The 21751-nt window shown below is 58.6% G+C and carries 20 protein-coding genes and 1 other annotated feature; of the genes, 12 read left to right on the forward strand and 8 right to left on the reverse strand.

Going from position 1 to position 21751, the window contains the following annotated elements; translation table 11 throughout:
* Genes GKG34_RS14550 through ribF form a run of 3 tightly spaced genes read left to right on the forward strand, consistent with a single transcriptional unit; the run spans window position 1 to window position 2810 of the window.
* Window positions 1-990, forward strand: a complete 990-nt coding sequence (locus tag GKG34_RS14550; protein WP_097773879.1) for a bifunctional oligoribonuclease/PAP phosphatase NrnA — start codon at window positions 1-3, stop codon at window positions 988-990.
* Window positions 991-1875, forward strand: a complete 885-nt coding sequence (gene truB / locus GKG34_RS14555) for a tRNA pseudouridine(55) synthase TruB (protein WP_154256670.1) — start codon at window positions 991-993, stop codon at window positions 1873-1875. It begins immediately after the preceding gene.
* Between the two features lie 17 nt (window positions 1876-1892).
* A complete protein-coding gene (gene ribF, locus GKG34_RS14560; protein ID WP_120079721.1) occupies window positions 1893-2810 on the forward strand; it encodes a riboflavin biosynthesis protein RibF in 918 nt (305 codons plus the stop codon).
* Window positions 2811-2863: 53 nt separating this feature from the next.
* Here ribF and tsaD read toward each other — a convergent pair whose 3' ends face one another.
* The 3 genes from tsaD to GKG34_RS15730 form a co-directional block, all read right to left on the reverse strand.
* Window positions 2864-3871 (reverse strand): tRNA (adenosine(37)-N6)-threonylcarbamoyltransferase complex transferase subunit TsaD, encoded by a 1008-nt coding sequence (gene tsaD, locus GKG34_RS14565; protein WP_154256672.1) that lies wholly within the window; start codon window positions 3869-3871, stop codon window positions 2864-2866.
* 3 nt (window positions 3872-3874) lie between these two features.
* The gene (gene polA / locus GKG34_RS14570; protein ID WP_044954169.1) at window positions 3875-6448 is read right to left on the reverse strand and encodes a DNA polymerase I; all 2574 of its coding nucleotides are present in this window, start codon (window positions 6446-6448) and stop codon (window positions 3875-3877) included.
* A 119-nt stretch (window positions 6449-6567) separates the two neighbouring features.
* A complete protein-coding gene (locus GKG34_RS15730; RefSeq protein ID WP_005945433.1) occupies window positions 6568-6756 on the reverse strand; it encodes a ferredoxin in 189 nt (62 codons plus the stop codon).
* 115 nt (window positions 6757-6871) lie between these two features.
* On the opposite strand from GKG34_RS15730, the gene GKG34_RS14580 reads away from it, so the two are divergent.
* Entirely contained in the window at window positions 6872-7213 is a 342-nt protein-coding gene (locus GKG34_RS14580) for an ArsC/Spx/MgsR family protein (RefSeq protein WP_005945436.1), read from the forward strand.
* 107 nt (window positions 7214-7320) lie between these two features.
* Entirely contained in the window at window positions 7321-8235 is a 915-nt protein-coding gene (locus GKG34_RS14585) for a hypothetical protein (protein ID WP_005945439.1), read from the forward strand.
* A 51-nt stretch (window positions 8236-8286) separates the two neighbouring features.
* On the opposite strand, the gene GKG34_RS14590 is transcribed toward GKG34_RS14585, so the two are convergent.
* From GKG34_RS14590 to GKG34_RS14610, 5 genes are all read right to left on the reverse strand, one after another.
* Window positions 8287-9288: a glycosyltransferase family 2 protein gene (locus GKG34_RS14590; RefSeq protein ID WP_005945443.1), complete on the reverse strand. Its 1002-nt coding sequence runs from the start codon at window positions 9286-9288 to the stop codon at window positions 8287-8289.
* A gap of 103 nt (window positions 9289-9391) precedes the next feature.
* Entirely contained in the window at window positions 9392-9949 is a 558-nt protein-coding gene (locus GKG34_RS14595) for a DUF4358 domain-containing protein (RefSeq protein WP_154256674.1), read from the reverse strand.
* A gap of 151 nt (window positions 9950-10100) precedes the next feature.
* Complete coding sequence (locus tag GKG34_RS14600) at window positions 10101-10541, reverse strand: Lrp/AsnC family transcriptional regulator (RefSeq protein WP_005945452.1); 441 nt, start codon at window positions 10539-10541, stop codon at window positions 10101-10103.
* A 532-nt stretch (window positions 10542-11073) separates the two neighbouring features.
* A complete protein-coding gene (hflX, locus tag GKG34_RS14605) occupies window positions 11074-12342 on the reverse strand; it encodes a GTPase HflX (RefSeq protein ID WP_154256676.1) in 1269 nt (422 codons plus the stop codon).
* Window positions 12339-12944 carry a GNAT family N-acetyltransferase gene (locus GKG34_RS14610; protein WP_154256678.1) on the reverse strand — a complete coding sequence of 202 codons (606 nt, stop codon included), beginning with the start codon at window positions 12942-12944 and terminating at the stop codon, window positions 12339-12341. The genes hflX and GKG34_RS14610 overlap by 4 nt, the downstream gene beginning before the upstream one ends.
* A gap of 150 nt (window positions 12945-13094) precedes the next feature.
* Here GKG34_RS14610 and GKG34_RS14615 point away from each other — a divergent pair, with 150 nt between their 5' ends.
* The 7 genes from GKG34_RS14615 to GKG34_RS14645 all read left to right on the forward strand — a co-directional run bounded on the left by GKG34_RS14615 (window position 13095) and on the right by GKG34_RS14645 (window position 21392).
* Window positions 13095-14882 carry a bifunctional homocysteine S-methyltransferase/methylenetetrahydrofolate reductase gene (locus GKG34_RS14615; RefSeq protein WP_154256680.1) on the forward strand — a complete coding sequence of 596 codons (1788 nt, stop codon included), beginning with the start codon at window positions 13095-13097 and terminating at the stop codon, window positions 14880-14882.
* Window positions 14883-15071: 189 nt separating this feature from the next.
* Window positions 15072-15293: a binding site (T-box leader), on the forward strand.
* 59 nt (window positions 15294-15352) lie between these two features.
* Window positions 15353-18058 (forward strand): valine--tRNA ligase, encoded by a 2706-nt coding sequence (locus GKG34_RS14620; RefSeq protein WP_044954171.1) that lies wholly within the window; start codon window positions 15353-15355, stop codon window positions 18056-18058.
* Between the two features lies 1 nt (window position 18059).
* Window positions 18060-18572: a VanZ family protein gene (locus GKG34_RS14625; protein ID WP_154256682.1), complete on the forward strand. Its 513-nt coding sequence runs from the start codon at window positions 18060-18062 to the stop codon at window positions 18570-18572.
* A gap of 3 nt (window positions 18573-18575) precedes the next feature.
* Window positions 18576-19841 (forward strand): folylpolyglutamate synthase, encoded by a 1266-nt coding sequence (locus GKG34_RS14630; RefSeq protein WP_154256684.1) that lies wholly within the window; start codon window positions 18576-18578, stop codon window positions 19839-19841.
* A 96-nt stretch (window positions 19842-19937) separates the two neighbouring features.
* Window positions 19938-20255 carry an STAS domain-containing protein gene (locus tag GKG34_RS14635; protein ID WP_005945481.1) on the forward strand — a complete coding sequence of 106 codons (318 nt, stop codon included), beginning with the start codon at window positions 19938-19940 and terminating at the stop codon, window positions 20253-20255.
* A 3-nt stretch (window positions 20256-20258) separates the two neighbouring features.
* Entirely contained in the window at window positions 20259-20693 is a 435-nt protein-coding gene (gene spoIIAB, locus GKG34_RS14640; RefSeq protein ID WP_005945484.1) for an anti-sigma F factor, read from the forward strand.
* 27 nt (window positions 20694-20720) lie between these two features.
* Window positions 20721-21392 (forward strand): sigma-70 family RNA polymerase sigma factor, encoded by a 672-nt coding sequence (locus GKG34_RS14645; protein WP_005945487.1) that lies wholly within the window; start codon window positions 20721-20723, stop codon window positions 21390-21392.
* The last annotated feature ends 359 nt before the right edge of the window (window positions 21393-21751 follow it).

Below are 21751 nucleotides of genomic sequence, written 5' to 3' on the forward strand. Positions count from 1 at the left end.
ATGGATCATGGAATGACAGAACAGTTGAATGTGCAGCAGATGGCCCAGCGCCTGATGACGGCGGACAACATTTTGATTCTGTGTCACAAAAACCCGGATGGCGATACCATTGGCTGCGGCAGCGCGCTGTATTGTGCACTGAAAGCACTGGATAAAAATGTGGCAGTGCTTTGCTCCGATGCCATTCCCAACCGGTATGCGTTTACCAACGCACATATGTTCAAAGGTGAGTTTGAGCCGCAGACGGTGGTAGCGGTGGATGTCGCCAGCGTGCAGCTGTTTGGAGAAAACAACGGTATGACGCAGTTCTCACGCCATGTGGACCTGTGTATCGACCACCATGCAGGCAACAGCGGCTATGCCGACTTCACCCTGCTGGATGGCAGCGCTGCAGCGGCGGCAGAGCTGCTGTACGAGGTAATCAACGCCATGGGCGTTGCCATTACGCCGCACATTGCAGACTGCCTTTACACCGGCCTTGCAACCGACACCGGCTGCTTCCGGTTCTCTTCCACCACGGCAAACACCCACATCGTGGCGGCAAAGCTCATTGAGGCGGGCTGTCATGTGGAAGAGCTGAACACCCTGCTGTTCGATACCAAGCCCCGTGAGCGCATGGAGGCCGAGCGCATTGCCCGCAACCATCTGGAATACTATCTGGATGGCCGGTGCGCGCTCATCTACCTCACCCGGGACGAGATCGAGCAGAGCGGGGTGGACCCGGCCGATCTGGAAGAACTGACCAGCCTGCCTGTGAGCATTGAGGGCGTAAAGGTGGGCCTGACCCTGCGGCAGCAGCCCGGCGGCAGCTACCGTATCAGTGTGCGCACCGCAAAGGGCGTGGACGCCTGCGCCATCGCCCGGCGTCTGGGCGGAGGCGGTCACAGCCGCGCTGCAGGCTGTGAGCTGCTGGGCAATCTGGAAAACGCAAAAAATGCAATTCTGGCAGAGGTGGAAGCCGAGCTGGACGCACCGCAGGAGGAAGCATAAATGCAGGGCATCCTGATCGTTGACAAGCCCATGGACTGGACCAGCTTTGATGTGGTAGCAAAGCTGCGCGGCGTGCTGGGCACCCGCAAGCTGGGCCACAGCGGCACGCTGGACCCCATGGCCACCGGCGTGCTGCCGGTGTTCTGCGGCGGTGCCAGCAAGGCAGTGGACCTGCAGCTGAACCACAATAAAAGCTACCGTGCGGTTTTAAAACTGGGCGCGCGCACCGACACCGGCGATGTGACCGGCACTGTGCTGGAAACGACTTCGGTCACGGCGGGCGAAGGGGAACTGCTGGCCGTGCTGCCGCAGTTCATCGGCCCGCAGATGCAGGTGCCGCCCATGTACTCGGCCATCAAGCTGAACGGTCAGCCGCTGTATAAGCTGGCCCGTGAGGGCGTGACCGTGGAGCGCAAGGCGCGCCCCATTGAAATTTACAGCATCACCTACGGCGGCAGCCCTGCCGAAAATGAGTATGTGCTGGATGTAACGTGCTCCAAGGGCACCTATATCCGCACATTGCTGGAAGACATTGCCGCCGCCATGGGCCAGAAGGGCACCATGAGCGCACTGCGCCGCACCTCGGCGGGCGTGTACACCGAAGCCGATGCCCACACGCTGGAGGAAATTCTTGCCGCAAAAGAGCAGGGCATGGACGCACTGGAAGCGCTGATGCTGCCGGTGGAAAGCGTGTTTGAAAGCCTGCCGCTGCTGGTGGTGGAGCCTTGGGTGGAACAGCATTTGTACAACGGCTGCCCCACCAGCCGGTATCCGGCAGCAGATGGCCGCTACCGGGTGCGCAATGCCGCCGGACAGTTTTTGGGCCTTGCCAATATCGTACAGGGTGTGCTGCGGGTGGAAAAACTGTTCGTAGAACGTAATTGAAAAAGGAAACAAAACCCATGCAGATCATTTCACAATTTGCACCGCTGCCGCTGGCGCAGCCGGAAAAAGGCACCGCAGTGGCAATGGGCTTTTTTGACGGCATCCACATCGGCCACCGTGCGGTGATCGAAAGCGCCGTGCAGTGGGCCAAAGAACACGATGCCGCCCCGGCGGTGTTTACCTTCAAGCTGCCGATGGTGAATAAGATGAAGGGCAAGCGCCTGCTTTCCACAGCGGATAAGCATGCTCTGATCGCAAGCCTTGGCGTGGAGTATTACCTCACGCCGGACTTTGAGGAGATCAAGGGCCTGACCCCGGAGCAGTTCGTGCTGGGCATCGTGCGGGACTGCAATGCCCGTGCGCTGGTCTGCGGCGAAAACTTTACCTTTGGTGCCAAAGCGGCCGGCAACCCGGAGCTGCTGCGCACCCTCTGCGCTCCGTTGGGCGTGGAGGTGATCGTGGTGCCCATGGCGCAGTTTGAGGAAAAGCCGGTGTCTTCCACCCGCATCCGCACCGCGCTGGAAGGCGGCGACATCCCGGCAGCAAACGCCATGCTGGGGATGCCCTACGCCATCCGGTTCGAGGTGCAGCACGGTGCAGGTCTGGGCCACACGCTGGGGGTGCCCACCATCAACCAGCTGTATCCCGAGGGCTTTCAGCTGCCCCGCAGCGGCATTTATATCACCCGCACCCACATTGGCGGGGTGTGGTATCCTTCGGCCACCGGCCTTGGCAGCCGCCCTACCGTCAATGATGATGCCACCAAGGTGACCTGCGAGACCTTTATCCCGGGCTTTTCCGGCGACCTCTACGGCACCGACCCGGTGGTGGAGTTCCACGCCTACCTCAGCCCCAGCAAAAAGTTTGATACGCTGGACGAGCTGCGGGCCTGCATCAACAACGCTGCAAAGCGTGCGCAGGAATATTTTGCATAAGAAAAAGACCTGTCCTTCCGGAGATCCCGGAAAGGCAGGTCTTTTTTTACTGCTTATTCGTAGTCGATGGGTAAAGTGGGCAGACCGTTCAGTTCAAGGCCCGCTGTGTGGCCTGCAATGTACTGGTAATACCCCTGCGCCGCGATCATAGCGCCGTTGTCACCGCAGAATTTCAGCTCCGGCAGATAAACTTTTGCACCCAGCTTCTGGGCACCGTCGTTCACCAGCTGGCGCAGCCGTCCGTTGGCGGCAACGCCGCCTGCCAGACACACCTGCTTTGCGCCGGTGTCCGCTGCGGCCAGCAGCAGCTTTTCGGCCAGAATGCCCGCAATGCGGTCCTGAAAGCTGGCGGCAAGGTCGGGCACATTGATTTCTTCGCCCTTCATCTGGGCCTTGTTCACCTCATTGAGCACGGCGGTTTTCAGGCCGGAAAAGCTCACGTTGTACTTGCCGTCCACATGGGGCACCGGCAGGCGATAGGCCTTGGGGTTGCCGGTCTTGGCGGCATTGGCCACGCTGGGGCCGCCGGGATAGGGCAGACCCAGCGTGCGGGCCACTTTGTCAAAGGCTTCACCGGCGGCATCGTCCACCGTGTGGCCGAGGATGTGGTAGTGAGTGTAGTCCTGCACCTCCACAATGTGGCTGTGGCCGCCGGATGCCACAAGGCAGAGGAAGGGAGGCTTCAGCTCCGGGTGGGTGAGGTACAGTGCGGCAATGTGTCCGCGCAGGTGGTGCACCGGCACCAAAGGCTTACCCGCCGAGTAGGCCAGACCCTTGGCAAAATTCACGCCCACCAGCACTGCACCGATCAGGCCCGGCGCAAAGGTGACGGCCACGGCATCCACATCGTCGATGGTCTTGCCTGCATCCAGCAGGGCTTTTTTGACGGTAGCACTGATAAATTCGCAGTGGCGGCGGCTGGCGATCTCCGGCACAACGCCGCCGTAAAGAGCCTGTTCTTTTACGCTGGTGGAAATGACGTTGCTCAGCAGGTGCCGGCCGTCCTCCACCAGAGCTGCGGCGGTCTCGTCGCAGGTGGATTCAATTCCCAAAATAATCATGTTTTAGTGGGCCTCCAGCCAGTTTTTGCCTGCGTGCACATCGGTGCTCAGGGGCACGGCATACTGCACGCAGCCTTCCATTTCCTCCCGCAGGATCTGCGCAGCCTTTTCGGCTTCAGCCTGCGGTGCTTCCACGATCAGTTCATCGTGGACGGTCAGGATCAGGCGGCTTTCCATCTTTTCGTTCCGCAGCCGCTTCCATACCCGCACCATGGCCAGCTTGATCACGTCGGCCGCAGTGCCCTGAATGGGGGTGTTGCGGGCCATGCGTTCGCCGCTGGAACGCACATTGAAGTTGCTGCTTGCCAGCTCCGGCAGAGCACGGCGGCGGCCGAACAGGGTGGATACATAGCCGCAGGCCTTGGCATCGGCAATGGTCTTATCCATGTAGCCGCTCACCTTGGGGAACGCGGCCAGATAGTTCTTGAGGAAGGCATCTGCCTCCTTCACACTCACGCCGATATCCTTGGCAAGGCTGTAAGCGCCCTTGCCGTACATGATGCCAAAGTTGATGGCCTTGGCAGAAGAGCGCAGCCGGGAGGTGACCTCTTCCTGCGGGATGCCGTAAATTTTTGCGGCGGTGCTGCGGTGGATGTCCTCGCCGTTCAAAAACGCCTGCTGCATGTGCTCATCGCCGGTAATGTGGGCCAGAATGCGCAGCTCGATCTGGCTGTAGTCGGCATCCACCAGCACACAGCCCGGCTTTGCAATAAAGTAGGCGCGCAGCTGGCTGCCCAGCTCGGTGCGGATGGGGATGTTCTGCAGGTTGGGGTTATCGGACGAGAGCCGTCCGGTGCGGGCCTCGGTCTGGTTGAAGGTGGAGTGGATGCGGCCATCCTCGCCGATCACCTTCAAAAGACCCTCCACGTAGGTGGAGTTCAGCTTCTGGTAGGCGCGGTACTGCAGAATGTCCTCCACCAGCGGGTAATCCCGCAGGCTTTCCAGTGTTTCGGCATCCGTGGACCAGCCGCGCTGGGTCTTTTTGCCGTGGGGCAGGCCCATGGTGTCAAACAGCATTTCGCCCAACTGCTTGGGGCTGTTGGGGTTGAAGCTGGCGCTGCCGGTCTCCATGTGGATGCGGGTGAGCACCTGCTCCAGCTCGGTGCGCAGCTTTACGCCGAACTGCTCGATGCCATCTTTGTCCACCAGCACACCGGTGCGGGTCATATCGGCCAGCACCTGTGCCAGCGGGAACTCGATCTCATTGTAAAGGCTGTCTTCACCGCAGGCGGTGATCTCGGCCTTCATCTTGCAGAACAGGTCTGCAAGGCGGCCTGCATCCGGGTAATCGGCACAGGTAAAGGCAGCAGCGGCGCGGTAGCTGGCGGTCAGCTCGCTGATCTGATACTTGGAAGCAGAAGCGTCCAGCAGGTAGGCGGCAAGCTTGCCATCCCACACGATGCTGCTGCCCCAGCCGCCTGCGGCCATGGCCTTGGCATAGAGGGGCGCTGCATTGAACACTTCCAGCGTTACGTCTGCGTTGTCCAGCAGGCGCACAAGGTCTGCATCCTCCAGCGGGTAAACGGTGCAGTCCTGCACGGCGTACCAGCTCTCCGGCTGCAGCACCACGTTGCGGGTGCCCTGCTTGCCCATCACGGCCGGGCGCGATGCCACCAGATAGGTGCCGGAAGGGGTCAGCGGCAGAGCTTCCAGCTCTGCTTCAGCCAGCTCGATGCCGTTCTCTTCTTCCGGGGCGGCAGGTGCAATGCCGTCCAGCCCAAAGCGCGGGATCAGAGAGTGGATCTCCAATTCCTGCAAAAGGCGCACGGCCTCGGCTTTGTTGCCCTCGCCCACGGTATAGGTGCCCTCGGCCGTGTCGATGGGTGCATCGGTGCGGATGGTGCCAAGGGTGTGGCTCAGCTGGGCCATCTCGCGGCATTCCAGCAAATGTTCCCGCTGTTTGGGCTTGATGAGCTTATCGTCGATGTGCTCGTACACGCCTTCCAGCGTGCCAAAGTTCTGCACAAGGGTCAGGGCGGTCTTTTCACCAATGCCTTTCACGCCCGGAATATTATCCGAAGCATCGCCCATCAGGCTCTTCACCTCAATGAGCTGTCTGGGCTGGATGCCGTATTTTTCCTGAATGGCGTCCACGTCCATCGTCACCGTCTTGCTGCGTCCCATGACAGTGGCGGCAAGCAGCACAGTGGTGGTGTCACTGACCAGCTGCAGGCTGTCCCGGTCTCCCGTAGCAAGGAAGCAGTCGTCCTTTCGGGCGGCGCAGGCAGCGGCCAGCGTGCCAAGAATATCATCCGCTTCCCAGCCTTCGGCGGTGACGGTGCGGTAGCCGAGGTCTGCCAGAAGTTCCTTGAGCACCGGCATCTGCTGGGCCAGCTCTTCGGGCATGCCATGGCGGGTGGCCTTGTAGCCATCGTACATTTTGTGGCGGAAGGTGGGAGCCTTCAGGTCAAAGGCAACAGCCACCTCGTCGGGTTCGCACTCCTTAAGCAGGGAGAGCAGGATATTCAGAAAGCCATAGATGGCGTTGGTGTATCGTCCGTCCTTGGTGGTCAGCAGCTTGATGCCAAAAAAAGCACGGTTGGCAATGCTGTTGCCGTCAATGACCAGTAAACGCATAGTCGTGTTCCTCCATTGCATTATTACACATTCTGCATTATACCACAAAACCGTGCCCAGCGGGGGATTTTTGCGTAAAAAAGAGAGAAAGCCGCCAACATGGTTGACGGCCTTCCCTCTTACTCCTCGATCCGGATCGCGCTTACCGGGCAGGCGTTGGCTGCGTCCACAGCCTGCGGCACCTCCTCCGGTGGGATCGGCCCGGGCTGGGCCACGGCCAGCGTGCCTTCCATCTGGAACACGGCGGGGCAAAGCCCGGCGCACTGGGTGCAGCCAATGCACAGATCAGGGTCAACATATGCGTTCATAGAAAAACCTCCTTCTGATAATGCCCTGCGGGCAGTATGGCCCATCCGGCTGCGAATTATGCCTATGCAGAGGGCACAGGATGTGGTACAATAAAAATTCAGGAGGGTACAGACCATGAATATTCAGATCTTTGGCACAAGCAAGTGCTTTGATACCAAAAAGGCCCAGCGCTATTTCAAGGAGCGCGGCATCAAGTTCCAGATGATCGACCTCAAGGAAAAAGAGATGAGCCGCGGCGAGTTCGAGAACGTGGCCCGCGCTCTTGGCGGCTGGGAAAAGCTGGTGGACCCCAATGCGAAGGACAAGCAGACCCTTGCACTTCTGGACGCACTGGTGGACTGGCAGAAGGAGGACAAGCTGTTTGAGAACCAGCAGCTGTTTTTAACGCCCATTGTACGCAATGGCCGCAAGGCCACCGTGGGCTACCAGCCCGATGTGTGGAAGACATGGGAATAAGGAATGCGCTTTTCACAAAAAAACCACGGGCATAGTTTTGCACAATGGGCCGGTATGTGGTATACTGGACACTGTAGCATTTGAGAACCCTGGGAGATAAAACAACTATGAAACATTATATTACCCCTGAAGAACATGCCCGGATGCAGCGCCGCCGCGGGCGGCAGGCACTGGGCCTTCTGGTTGCCATTCTGGTGATCGTGGGCTTTGTTACCGTGCTGCGGGCCGGTGTGGGCGCGGTGGCGAACCTGTTCGATGATACCGCCCAAAAGCAGGAATATGAAGATAAGCTGGAAGGGCTTGTGCTGTTTGACCCCATGCCATTTGACGGCATTGAGAACATCGACGACCTGACTCTGCGCGAAGCTGCGGTGTGGGGCTGCATCTATAATATTCAGGAAACGCAGGGCGGATTTGACAACTACAATACCGACCCCGACACCGAACAGCTGCTGCTGCCCTCGCTGGATGTGGATGCCTACCTTGCAAAGCTGCTTGGCCCCGGCTTCAAGCTGACCCACCGCAGCTTTGAGATGGAGGATATGACCATCGAGTTTGACGATGCCACCCAGTGCTATAAGATCCCGGTCACCGGCACGGTGGGCTACTACCGCGCTGTCGTGACCAAGCTGTTCAAGCGCAGCGGCAAGCTGCATGTGACCGTGGGCTATATCCCCACCACCAGCACGGACGACAGCATCATCAATGTTTCTTCGGATACGCCCACCAAGTACATGGATTATCTGTTCGAGCGCCAGAGCGGCAGCTGGTATCTCACCGGCCTGACCGAGAGCGAGACCAAGGCCGAGAGCACGGAAAGCACACCGGCCGCGAATGTGCCGGAACCCATGGCAGAAAGCGATGTGCAGGATGCCATTCTTGCAGCAGCCGGTTCGGATTCTGCTTCGGCTGAGGCAGACAGCACCGCTGCAGACGAGGGCGTGGATACACAGGCGGAGGAACAGCCCGCCGACAGCACCGAGGCACAGGCGGACGAAAGCACAGCCAGCCCGGCGGCATAATACAAAACAAAAATACCGGATACAAGGCAGATGCTTCGTATCCGGTATTTTTTATTTGAGGTCAAATTTTACGATCACCAGCCGGTACCACAGGTACGGCACCATGTTCCAGATCATCCACAGCTCCATCAGGATGTAGTTGGGCAGATCCTTCAGGCGGAAAGGCCGCTTGCCCAGCCTGCCGCTTTTCAGCAGGGCAAAGGCTTCGTGCATCCCCTTGTCCCATGCCTCGCCAAAGCCCTGTTTGTGGAACTTGTAGCACTTGAGCAGGTAGCCCACGGCCAGCGGGATGAAGTTTAAAATCAGCATCAGCAGCGGTTCGTTCTTGAGGGGCAGCAGGATGCTGTTGCGGCCGCTCTGCTGGCTTTTGAAGGCGTTGTACTTCACCGCGCCGGTGCTGGCACCGCAGATGTGGTAGCACTTGGCGGTGGGGCAGAGCAGGTTTTTATAGCCTGCATTGTTGGCGCGCCAGCTCAGGTCCACATCCTCAAAGTAGGCAAAGAAGTTCTCGTCAAAATTGCCGATCTCGTCCAGAATGCTCTTGCGGTAGAGCGCCGCACCGCCGCAGGCCGAGAAGATGCGCTTTTGCCGGGTGTAGCGGCTTGCGCGGCGGCCATCGCCGGTCTTGCAGGCAAAGCCCATCCAGGTGACATAATCGCCGGCATCGTCGGCCAGCTCCCGGTCAAAGTGTCGGATCATCAGGCTCTGCACTGCAAAGATTTTCGGGTCGGTCTCAGCGGTGCGGATCAGCTCTTCCAGCCACTGGGGTTCGGCAAAGGCATCGTTGTTGAACAGCACCACATATTCACTGTCCGCCAGCGCAATGCCCTGATTCACTGCATGGGAAAAGCCGGTATTGGTGCCGTTTTCGATGAGGGTGAAATTTTCACGGCTGCAATAGCTGCGGGCCTGCTCAAGACTTTCGTCGGTGGAACCGTTGTCCACCACAATGAGCCGGAAGTTCTGTTCGGTCTGGGCATAGACCGACTCGATAGAATCCTTCAGCCAGCCCTTGCCGTTGATATTCGGGATCACGATAGTCGCTTTATACATAAATACTCCTGTATTTCAGTGCAAGTTCACGGGAACAGTATAGCATATCTGCACACAAAAAGAAACCGCATCCCGGCAGGATGCGGCTTCGGCAGGGCAAAAATTATGCGGCAAGGGCTTTCTCGATGTTGGAAAGAATGGTGTCGTGATCCTCGGCGCACACCAGAACCACCTCACCGGTGGGAGCTACGGTGACGGTAGCCGCCTTGGCGACCAGATACTGATCCTCAAGGTAGTGCTCCATGGACTGCTGCTCACTCTGCACATAGGCTTCCAGTGCGGCTTTCACGGCATCGGTCTTGCCCTCGGCTGGCTTTACGATGGCAATGGCGTAGCTGCGCACCATCATGGAGGAAACAGAGGCAGCAAAGCTCTCGTAGCTGCCGTCCTCAAGGCCCAGCAGGGGGAACACGATGTCTTTCAGCTCGTCATTCAGCTGGTCGGCCTCATACTCGGCGCTGTAGCCGTCGATGGCGGTGAATTTGCCGTCCTCACCTTTGGTAAAGATCATATCGTATTCGTTGTCCTCGTCGGTGCGGGCATCGTGGATGATCTGGGAGTAGTCCTTCGGGGCGGCAGAGTCGGCCTTGCTGCCGGCAGAGCAGCCCACCAGAGCAAGCAGGCACAGACCGGCAAGCAGGGAAGCAATGATACGTTTCATAAATGAAGTCCTTTCGTGTGTGAAAATCTTCGTGTGAAAGCGGGCGCAGCGGTTTTGAAGCTATTGTGTGCTGTTTTGCGCCTGCTATCCATAATACGAAAGAACACCCCGGCAGAATTGCACCGCAAACGTAACTATTTTATGAACAGCGTTACAGCATAAGGGCATCCAGCTCGCCGTGGTTCACCGGCGTGGAAAGGATGATCTGGGTGCTGGTGGTGCCCAGCTTCTGGAACTGCAGGATCAGGTGTTCCAGCTGGGGCATGCTGCCGCAGCTCACCTTGACAAGGAAGGTGTATGCACCCGTGACGTGGTAGCACTGCAGCACTTCCTTGCTGCTTTGCAGCAGCTCCAGAAAGGCATCCTGCTTGGAAGGTGCTACCGAAAGGCTGATGAGGGCATCCACATACATCCGGTCAGCGGGGCGGTTCAGGGTGACGGTGTAGCCGCTGATGATGCCATCCGTTTCAAGCTTGTGAATGCGGCTGGAAACAGCAGGACTGGTCAGCGATACCTGCTCGGCAATCTCCTTGACCGGCATCCGTGCGTTCTTTGCCAGCAGGGAGAGAATCTTACGATCCAGATCATCCATGGGGAATACTCCTTTTTGAAAATATGTTGGATTGTATAAAATTTTTTGAAAGTAAAGTTTTATTGTTGGTGCAAACATACAAAAGCCAAAAAATTTTGCTTTTGCTTTGCTTTGCGTTAATTATATAAAGTTTTATCGAAAAAGTAAAGACTTAATTTAAAGCAAAACCGGAAAATTTTGTTTGACAAGAAAACAAAAAGGGGTATAATACATCATGCAAGGCAGCGCAGCACAGAAAGCGTCTGCCGCTTTGAATTTGAGATTCACCACTTTATATACTTTCCCACCCCTCTATACACAAAAGCCCGCTGCCAGGCGGGTTTTTGTGTTTGTTGGGGATTTTTTCTTTTTGAAAAAAGCAGTGGCAGACAATGTACTCGACCCATAGAGCAGCTGCTTTCGGCTGCGACCCCGCCCGTGAAAATGCAAGCCCGGAAAGTCCGCAGACTTTCCGGGCTTGTTCTATCTCAAAATATTATTCTGCTGATGATAGCCGGAGCACAGCGGAGGCGATTTAGATCGTGTACGCCTATCAGACCAGATACCCTTCAAAGCAGTGCAGGTCTTCCGTCTTGACGATGCCCTCCAGATACAGCCCGTCCTCCCGGTATTCCTCCACCTGCACGCTGCCGCGCTCCCGCATGGGGGCGGCAAGGCCCAGTTTATCGTAGGGCAGCAGCACCTTTAAGGTGTGCACCCGGTCGCTGAGCACCTCGTCCAGCTTTGCCAGCAGGGTGTCCAGACCGTAGCCGGTCTTGGCACTGGTGAGCAGGATGTCCGGGTCAAAGCTCATGGCACCCGGCTTATCGCACTTGTTGTAGACGGTCAGGCGGGGGATGTCCGCACAGTCCAGCCCGTCCAGAACCTCATCCGTGACGGCCAGCTGCTCTTCCCGCTGTTCATCGCCTGCGTCTGCCACACGGATGATCACGTCCGACCATGCCGCTTCTTCCAGCGTGGACTTGAAGGCTTCCACCAGATTGTGGGGCAGGCGGGACACAAAGCCCACCGTGTCCACCAGCAGCACCGCCATGCCGCTGGGCAGTATCAGCTTGCGGCTGGTGGGGTCCAGTGTGGCGAACAGCATGTCCGCTTCCGCTACGCTGGGGCCGCACAGAGCATTCATCAGGCTGGATTTGCCCACGTTGGTATAGCCTACAAGGCTGACCACCGGCATCCCGGTCTTGGCACGGGCCTTGCGGCTCTCGCCCCGGCGCTTTTCCATTTCGGCCAGCTTTTCAGCCAGCGCATCGATGCGGGCATGCACATGGCGGCGGTCCAGTTCCAGCTTGGTCTCACCGGCACCGCGGCGTGCACCACCGCCGCCGCCGCCGCCACCGCCGCCCTGACGGCTGAGCGCTTCGCCCAAGCCCTGCAGACGGGGCAGGCGGTAGCGCAGAAGGGCCAGTTCGGTCTGCAGCTTGCCCTCGTTGGTGACGGCGCGGCTGCGGAAAATTTCAAGGATCAGCATGGTGCGGTCGATCACTTCCAGTCCGCCCAGCGCATTGGAGATGTTGCGGATCTGGCTGCCGGTCAGTTCACCGTCAAATACGGCGCATTCCGCGCCCAGCGTTTCGGCGGCAAGGGATGCTTCCTCCAGCTTGCCGCTGCCCAGCACGATGCCGGTCTCCGGGGTCTGGCGCTTCTGGGTCACCTGTGCCACGGCTTCCATGTGGTTTGCTTCGCACAGGGCGGAAAGCTCTGCAAGGCTGCGCTCGCAGTCCCACAGGCCCTGATCCAGCGCCAGCAGAATGACCTTCGTCGGGGGTGTTTCTACCAAAATATCGTAAAGTTCGCTCAAGGTAAGTCCTTTCTGTTATATCGTTCTCTTGTCAGCAGATAGCTTCTGCACTCCACCGGTGTGCCGTCAAATTTATGATCAATGGCATCGTGGTGGTAGAGAAAGCCTGCTTTTTCCATCACCCGGCCGCTGGCAGGGTTCTCTTTTGCGTGGCAGCAGGTGAGCCAGCCGCCGTCTGTATTCTCAAACCAGTAGTTTACTGCTGCTTTTAAAGCTTCGGTTGCAAAACCATGGTTCCACCAGTGCTTCCCGATGCAGTAGCCTGCTTCCCAGATGCCGTCTGTGCAGTCCTGCTGCGGCCAGAGCGCTTTCTGTGCCGGGTCACCGAGCAGAGCATTGAAGATGCCGATGCTGCCAAACACCTGCCCGGAAGCCTTTTCCACAATGGCCCACTGGTAGTAGTCCGGGTTCGGGTAAAGGGTGGCCCATGCCGCCAGCAGACCTACGGTCTCCAGCGCGTTTTTGTGCGGCTCCCACCGCAGAAAGCGGGTCACTTCCGGGTCGGATGCCCAGTTCGTATACATCTGCTCGGCATCCTCGGGCAGAAGCTGGCGCAGGAAAAGCCGGTCGGTCTCAAGCGTTTGCGTTCCGGCATGGCGCATGGCACACACCTCCCCACTTTATAAAGTATGCATAGGATAGCACAAATTTTGCGTTCCTGCAAGCGCCGCCGTGAAAAACGCTTGACCGGACGGCATTTGTGCATTAAACTGAAAGCCAAGCGTTTTTGTAGGAAAAAGGAGAACTCCCTCATGAAGGATGTGCGTGAAATTTTAAAAAAGCGCCCGCTGCTGTTCGATGGCGGCATGGGCACATATTATAAGGCAAAGCCCGGGCAGGAATGTGAGCAGGCAAACCTGCTGGACCCGGACGGCATTTTGACCGTGCACCGCGCGTATCTGGAAGCGGGTGCCGATGCTATCAAGACCAACACCTTTGGCCTGCCGCGCATGGCAGCAGCGCAGAATCCCATGTGGGAGGCCATGGCGGACGAAGGCTGGAAACTGGCTGCACAGGCCGCTGCAAAGACCAGCGCTGCCGTGTTTGCCGATCTTGGCCCGGCCACGGACACCGAGGCACTCCCGGCGGCACAGATCTATACGGCCCTTGCCGAGCGGTTTGCCGCATTGGGTGCAAAGAACTTTTTGTTTGAGACGCTGAGCAGCGATGCCGGTGTGGCCGAAGCGGCAAAAAAAATCAAGGAGACCGTGCCGGATGCTTTTGTGCTGGTGTCCTTTGCAGTGCTGCCGGACGGCTACACCCGCGAGGGCCGTCACTGCGCAGAGCTTGTGCGCAGCATGACTGCCTGCGGTGCAGTGGATGCTGTGGGCCTGAACTGCGTTTCTGCTCCCGGTGCCATGCGTGCGCTGGTGCAGCAGCTTGGCGAGACAGAGCTGCCGCTTGCAGTGATGCCCAACGCGGGCTACCCGGTGGTCACACGCACCCGGGTGCAGTATCAGGGCAGGCCGGAATATTTTGCACGGGAGCTGGCCCGCCTTGCTGCCGAGGGTGTGCGCATTCTGGGCGGCTGCTGCGGCACTACGCCTGCCCACATTGCGGCCCTGCGTGCGGCACTGGATGCCTTGCCGGAAACACTGCCTGCAGCCCCGGCAGCAGCAGTCTCCACTGCCGCAAAGCCGGAGGTGGAAAAAGACGATGCCTTCCTGCGCAAGCTGAACGCGGGCAAAAAGGTGATCGCCATTGAGCTGGACAGCCCCAAGGATGCCGACCTGACCGGCTATCTGGACGGTGCACGCCGCCTGCAGGCTGCTGGTGCAGACCTTTTGACCATTGCGGACTGTCCCATTGCCCGGGCACGGATGGATTCTTCGCTGGTGGCCTGCCGGGTGCACCGGGAGCTGGGGCTGAACGTGCTGCCCCACATGACCTGCCGCGACCGCAATCTGAACGCCACAAAGGCCCTGCTGCTGGGCCTGTACGCCGAGGGCGTGCGGGAGGTGCTGGCCATCACCGGCGACCCCATCCCCACCGCGGAGCGGGACGAGGTGAAAAACGTGTACCAGTTCAACTCCCGCAAGCTGGCGCAGTACATCGTCTCGCTGGCAGGGGAGGGCCGGGAGATGCCCTCGCCCCTCACCGTGTTCGGCGCGCTGAACCTGAATGCCCGCAACTTTGACGTGGAGCTGCGCCGCGCCGTGGAAAAGCTGGAAAACGGCATGAGCGGCTTCCTCACCCAGCCGGTGCTCTCCGCACAGGCGGTGGTGAACCTGAAAAAGACCCGCGAAACGCTGGGCGAAAAGGCGAAAATTCTGGCCGGCATCATGCCGGTGGTGAGCCAGCGCAACGCCATCTTTATGGAGAACGAGGTCAACGGCATCCATGTGGATGCGGAGATCATCGAGCGTTTTGCCGGGCTGGACCGTGCGCAGGGCGAAGAGCTGGGGCTGGAAGTCTCGGTGAAGGCCGCGCAGGCTGCAGCGCCCTATGCAGACGGCTTTTACCTGATGACCCCCTTCAACCGCATCGCCCTGATGGAGCGGCTCATTGCAAGGCTGAAGGATGAAGGGATCGCGGATTGAAAATGGCCGATGCGTTTGCTCTGGCCATTGATAGCGGAAAAATATTTTTTATATTTGCGTTTGTCGTGGCCTGCGGGCCACTCCAAATGCGCTTTCACGAATAAGGCCCAAACCGTAAGATGCATCGGGATAAATTCTTTTGAAGAAAAAGTAATTGACAAATCGCACAAAAAACGCTATATTCTTTTTATAAATGCGTTGAAGAAGAGTGTGCACTGCATTTGCCGTTCAGAGAGCCGGAGAATGCTGCGAATCCGGTACGGTCGGGCGGTGTGCTGTCACTTTGGAGCAGGAGCGGTGAGCTGAAGAGCAAGCCGCTCTCGGAGCTGTCCCACGTTACCGGGGCATCAAGGGGCGCAGGATGCTCTGCGCAATTTGGGTGGTACCGCGGTTATTACAGCCGTCCCATGGAACGTTCCGTGGGACGGCTTTTTTCGTCCCACTTCATCATTTTTTACTGGGAGGACCCTATGAAAGAACTTGCAAAACAGTATGATCCCAGCCAGGTGGAAGACCGCATCTACCAGTTCTGGCTGGACGGCGGCTACTTCCACACGAAGGCAGACCCCGACAAGAAACCCTACACCATCGTCATGCCGCCCCCGAACGTCACCGGTCAGCTGCACATGGGCCATGCGGTGGATAACACCATGCAGGACATCCTCATCCGCACCAAGCGGATGCAGGGCTATGCCGCCCTGTGGGTGCCCGGTACCGACCATGCATCCATCGCTACCGAAGCCAAGGTGGTGGAGGCCATGCGTGCCGAGGGCCTGACCAAGGAGATGGTGGGCCGCGATGGTTTTCTGGACCGTGCATGGGCATGGAAGACCAAGTACGGCAACCGCATCGTCAGCCAGCTGAAGAAGCTGGGCAGCAGCTGCGACTGGGATCGTGAGCGCTTTACTATGGACGAGGGCTGCTCCGAGGCTGTCAAGGAAGTGTTCGTGCGCCTGTACGACAAGGGCCTGATCTACCGCGGCAACCGCATGGTCAACTGGTGCCCCCACTGCAACACCTCCATTTCTGATGCCGAGGTGGAGTACGAGGAGAAGGACGGCAGCTTCTGGCACCTGCTGTACCCGGTCAAGGAGACCGGCGAGATGCTGGAGCTGGCTACTACCCGTCCCGAGACCATGCTGGGCGATACCGCTGTTGCCATCAACGGCGATGACCCCCGCTATGCCCATCTGCACGGCTGCCATGTGGTGCTGCCCCTGCTGAACAAGGAGATCCCCATTGTGTGCGACGAGCACGCCGACATGACCAAGGGCACCGGTGTGGTCAAGATCACCCCCGCCCACGACCCTAACGACTTTGAAGTGGGTCTGCGCCACAACCTGCCCATCGTGCGTGTGTTCACCTACGACGGCCACATGACCGGTGCTGCCGACAAGGCTGCTGCCGATGCCCTGTTCGCCGCCGGCAAGAACGCCATCAATGAGCCGGAGGTGCTGGACTGCGGCAAGTACGCCGGCATGACCACCCTCGAGGCCCGCAAGGCCATTCTGGCCGATCTGGAAGCAGGCGGCTTCCTGAAGGAGATCGAGCCCCTCAAGCACGAGGTGGGCACCTGCTACCGCTGCCACTCCACCATCGAGCCCATGGTGTCCAAGCAGTGGTTCGTCAAGATGGAGCCGCTGGCAAAGCCCGCCATCGAGAGCGTGGAAAAGGGCGAGATCAAGTTTGTGCCCGAGCGCTTCACCAAGAACTATATGAACTGGATGAAGAACACCCGCGACTGGTGCATCAGCCGTCAGCTGTGGTGGGGCCATCAGATCCCGGCATGGTACTGCGACGACTGCGGCGAGACCGTGGTGGCAAAGTCCGCTCCCTGCGCCTGCCCTAAGTGCGGCAGCGCAAAGCTCACGCAGGACCCCGATACGCTGGATACCTGGTTCTCCTCCGCTCTGTGGCCCTTCAGCACGCTGGGCTGGCCCAATGAAGAGAGCGAAGACCTCAAGTATTTCTACCCCACCAACACCCTTGTTACCGGCTACGATATCATCGGCTTCTGGGTCAGCCGCATGATCTTCTCCGGTCTGGCCTACACCGGCAAGGCACCCTTCAGCACTGTCTGCATCCACGGTATCGTGCGCGACAGTCAGGGCCGCAAGATGTCCAAGAGTCTGGGCAACGGCATCGACCCGCTGGAAGTCATTGCCCAGTACGGTGCAGATGCCCTGCGCTTTATGCTGGTGGATGGCTCCACCCCGGGCAACGACATGCGCTATATCGAAAAGAAGGTGGAGGCTGCCCGCAACTTTGCCAATAAGCTGTGGAACGCTACCCGCTTTGTGCTGATGAACCTGCCCGAGGACTTTACCCCGGGCCTGCCCAGTGAGGACAAGCTGGACATGAGCGACAAGTGGGTGCTCACCAAGCTGAATCAGGTGGCCGGTGCCATGACCGACAACCTCGACCACTACGAGATGGGTCTGGCCGCTGCCAAGATCAACAGCTTTATCTGGGATGTCTACTGTGACTGGTTCATCGAGATTGCAAAGCCCCGCCTGAACTCCGGCGATGCCGAGCAGGCCGACACCGCCCGCCGTGTGCTGGTGTATGTGCTGGACAAGGCCCTCAAGCTGCTGCATCCCTTCATGCCCTTCATCACCGAGGAGCTGTATCAGGCTCTGCCCGGCTCTGCCGAGACCATCATGACCCAGAGCTGGCCCACCTTTGACGAAGCTCACAACTGGGCCGACGAAGAGGAAGCTTTTGAAAAGGTCATGGACTACATCAAGGCCGTGCGTACCATGCGCACCGAGATGAATGTCCACCCCGCCAAAAAGACCAGCATGATCATCGAGACCGCCGACGCAGCACCCTTCCAGAAGGCACAGGTCTATCTGGCAAAGTTCGCCTTTGCCACCGACGTGACCTTTACCGAGAAGTACGAGGGCAGCACCGACGGCATGGTGCAGGTGTCCACCCACGCCGCCCGCGGCTTCATCCCCATGATGGAGCTGATCGACCGCGACAAGGAACTGGCCCGCCTGAACAAGGAAAAGGCCAAGGCCGAAAAGGAAATGGCCATGTTCGCGAACCAGCTGAACAACCCCAAGTTCGTGGAGCGCGCCCCGGCGGCACTGGTGGAGGATATCCGCAATAAGTACGCCAAGAGCCAGGATAAGCTGGCCAACATCGAGCAGAGCATCAAGGCTCTGGGCTGATTTGAGCGGGGAATATAACAGCAGCGCACAGCGCACTTCGCTGTGGGTGACCGCAGGGCGGGTGATCTTTACCCTTGCTCTCATCGGCTGCATCGCGTTCATCTTTTCCAATTCCATGAAGATCGCCTCGGTGTCTACTGTGTCCAGCGGCCGGGTGCTCACTCTGCTGCAGGCGGCTCTGCGCCGTCTGGGCCATCCGGCCCTTGCCCAGCGCCTGACCGACCACATCGTGCGCAAGCTGGCACACTTCTGCGAGTATATGCTGGAGGGCTTTCTGCTCATGCTGTGTATGCGGGTGTATACCCGGCAGTATATCTGGCACATCAGCGTGCCCATGCTGGGCGGCGTGCTCACTGCGCTGACCGATGAGACCATCCAGATCTTTTCGCCCGGACGCAGCAGTCAGGTCACCGATGTGTGGCTGGATTCAGCCGGTGTTCTGGCGGGCATCCTTACGGCGCTGGTGCTCATGGCGCTGTGCAGATTGTTGTTCAACCATCGTAATAAGGAGTAACCAATGACCATCGAACAGGCAAATCAGTATTTTGCCGCCCTGCCGGACGGTTTTGCCTCCACCGAACAGCTGCGCACCGCGTTCACCGCGCCGGTGCAGAAGGTGCAGTTCGTGGGCGTGGCAGGCACGGCAGGCAAGACCGTGACGGCCCGTCTGCTTGCGGCCATCCTGCACGCACAGGGGATCCATGCCGGCCTGTACCATGCCGGGTGCCGCCCGCTGTCGGAGCGCATCTGCATCGATGATGCCCCGGTGGACGAGGGCCTGCTGGCTCTGACTGCGGATGCCCTTTCCGCAGCCGAAGCCCTGCCGCAGGATGCAGCGGAGCTGGCCGCTGCGGCCAACTGCTTTGGCGCAGCGGGCTGCACGCTGGCCGTGGTGGAACTGCCGGATGCGGGCCTTGCGGAAGCGCTGCCCGGCATGCCGGTGTGCGCCGTCACCTCGGTCGGCCCGGACGGTGTGAGCCGCTCGGTGGAGCGCCTTGCGGCTCTGGCAGCAGGTGTCATGCGCAAGGAAAGCATCTGCGTCACCGCGCCGGAGCAGCCCAAGTCTGTACTCAGCGAGCTGATCGTGGCCGCAGGCAAGTGCGGCTGTGAGCTGGTGGTGCCGGACCCGGAGGATATCACCTTTCTGGAGGCAGAAAAGTTTGCCAGCAAGGTGGACTACGGCGGATATACCGTGCCGCTGGCTTTTCTGGGCCGTCATGCGGCGGGCAGCGCTGCCATGGCTGTGGAGCTTTCGCTGGCGCTGTGCCGCAAGGGCTTTGATATTACCGACGATGCCATTCTGGAAGGTCTGGCTGCGGTGGAGAACCGCAGCAGCATCCGGGTCATCTCGCAGCGCCCACTCATCATTCTGGATGCCTGCCGCACCCCGCAGCAGGCAGCAGCCTTGCTGCGTGTGCTCAACATGGCCAAGGTACGCCATATGAGCGCCATCATCGGTCTGGCAGAGGAGGAGGGAGCCGAAGCGTTCTTCTCCGCACTGGAGACCGGCCTGACCCCTGAAGAGCAGAAAAAGGATAAGTCCACCATGCCCGGCATGAGTGAGAACCCCTTTGATAAGGTGTATCTTGTCACCCCGGCAGGCGGCGATGACGAGATGACGGCCCGTTTGACCGAAAAGGCAAAGTATCATTTTGATGCCGAGATGTGCACCAGCATTGCCGAAGCAGTGGAGTTGGCTCATGCCAACACCCGCCGCGGCCTGCTGGTCTGCGGCGGTGAAGCTGCCGCGCTGGAAGCGGTCGAACTGCTGGTGAACAACTGAGCCGACACGCTTCCCTAAAAAATAAACGAAAGATCCCGTACACTGAAACCATGTGTACGGGATCTTTTTATTTTTGGCAAAGGAGATGGACAAACCATGGCAACGGTAAGCTTCAGCCCGGCGGGCGATGTACTTTATGCCTACCTTGCGGGCGAGATCGATCACGATGCGGCGCAGAGCCTGCGCATCCAGCTGGATGATGCACTGGTCAGCCGTGCCCCGCAGACCATGATCCTGGATTTTGGCGGGGTCGGATTTATGGATTCATCCGGTGTAGGGCTGATCCTGGGGCGGCAGCGCATTGCCCGCACACTGGGCACGGCACTGCGGGTGCAGCACACACCGTCCCAGCTGGAAAAGGTACTGCAGCTGGCGCGCATCCCCTGCACGGATGCAGGACAGAAGGAGGAATAAACCATGAAAGCGGAAAACACAACAAAAATCCAGTTCGATTCCCTCAGCGTGAACGAAAGCTACGCCCGGGGCGCAGCGGCGGCCTTTCTTGCCCGGTACGACCCCACCGTGCCGCAGCTGGCCGATATCAAAACGGCAGTGTCTGAGGCGGTGACCAACTGCATCGTCCATGCCTACCCGGACCACATCGGGCCGGTGGCCATGAGCATTGCAGTCTATCCCGGGCGGGAGGTGCACATCACGGTGGCAGATAAGGGCATCGGCATCCCGGATATCCCGCAGGCCATGGAACCGCTGTTCACCACCGGAAACCCGGAGGAACGCTCTGGGCTGGGCTTTGCGGTGATGCAGAGCTTTATGGATAAGGTCAAGGTCATCTCAAAGCCCGGCAAGGGTACAAAGGTGCTGCTCATCAAGCGTCTGGCCCAGAGAGAATGATACATAACAGGAAAGGCAGGCAGGAGCATGGTATCGGATAAGACCCGGCGGGACGCATTCATTGAGCAGAATCTGGGGCTGGTGCACGCCTGCGCCGGGCGCTTCCGCGGGCGGGGCATAGAGTACGATGACCTGTACAGTGCCGGATGCATGGGACTTGTAAAAGCCTGCGATAATTTTGATGAGAGCCGCGGCGTATGCTTTTCTACCTATGCAGTGCCGGTAATTTTAGGCGAGATCAAAAAGCTGTTCCGGGACAGCGGCACAGTCAAGGTGAGCCGCTCCTTAAAAGAATTAGGAATGCGCGTACAGGCGGCACGGGAGCATCACATGAAAGTGTGCGGTACGGAGCCGACCCTTTCTCAGCTGGCGGAAGAATTGAATGAACCTGCAGAGAACATCACACTTGCCATTCAGGCGGCACAGCCTGCCATGAGCCTGACCCCGGAAAATGAAGAAGAGGACCGGCAGATGGATATTCCAGTAGAATCCCCGGAAGAAGCATTGGCAGAACGTATCAGTCTGGAAGAGGTGCTTCACGCTTTGCCGGAACAGGACAGGCAATTGATCCGCCTGCGGTTTTATGGCAACAAGACCCAGAGTGAAACTGCAAAGGTGCTGCATACCACACAGGTGCAGATCTCCCGGCGGGAACGCAAGATACTGGTGCAGCTGCGCCGCCGACTTTTAGAAGATTAGATGTCATACTTTCCAGATTAAAAGGAAAAAACTGGGCAAAAAGCCAAAAGCCGGATTTTTGCGAAAAATATGAAGAAAATGCTTGCTTTTTGCAAAAGGCTGTGCTAAAATACATTACTGTCAGGCGGACATCCGACAGAATGAAACACTTCAGAAGGAACGTCCTAACGTGAAGAATCGATGAGCTTCGACAAGAAACTCAAAAATAATTCAAAAAAGTGCTTGACAACTTATCACGAAAGTGATAAAATAAATAAGCTTTCAGCCGAAAGGCTGAGGCGCACAGGACCTTGAAAATTGAACAATATCGAAAAACTTGTAAGGAACCTTTTAAGTGTTTGGAAAAACACTAAAAACAA

The sequence above is a fragment of the Faecalibacterium sp. BIOML-A4 genome (assembly GCF_009679665.1).
Taxonomy (GTDB): domain Bacteria; phylum Bacillota; class Clostridia; order Oscillospirales; family Ruminococcaceae; genus Faecalibacterium; species Faecalibacterium taiwanense.